The sequence below is a fragment of the Streptococcus oralis genome (assembly GCF_004127215.1).
GTDB classification, from domain to species: domain Bacteria; phylum Bacillota; class Bacilli; order Lactobacillales; family Streptococcaceae; genus Streptococcus; species Streptococcus oralis_BD.
On the sequence record NZ_QEWJ01000079.1, the window covers coordinates 1 to 439 of the forward strand.

Below are 439 nucleotides of genomic sequence, written 5' to 3' on the forward strand. Positions count from 1 at the left end.
GGCGAGGACCTTGGCGCCGGCGTCCGCCTCGGCCTGCGAGGTGAAGGGGTCCCAGATCGCCCATGCGTCGACCGACCCGCCCTTGAAGGCGGCGAGGCCCTCGGAGGGCTGCAGGTAGACCGGCTCGACGTCGTCGAGGGACAGCCCGGCGTCGTCGAGCTGGGCCAGCAGGTTGTAGTTGGCCGAGCTGCCCTTGGCGACCGCGACCTTCTTGCCCTCCAGGTCGGCCACCTGCTTCACCGGCGAGCCCGCCGGCACGACGATCGCGTCGCCGGTCGCGCCCTGGGAGTACGCCGAGACCACCTTGAGCTTCTTGCCCTGGTCGATCGCGAACAGCGGCGGGGTGTTGCCGACCCCGCCCACGTCGACCGCGCCGCTGCTGACCGCGTCGAGCAGCGGGGGACCGGAGGTGAACGGCTTCCACTCGACGTCGTAGGGC

General features: G+C 72.0%; 1 protein-coding gene. It reads right to left on the minus strand.

The window, feature by feature from the left end:
* Positions 1-439 (minus strand): ABC transporter substrate-binding protein (locus DF216_RS10475; RefSeq protein ID WP_129326784.1); only part of this gene is annotated, 439 nt, incomplete at both ends.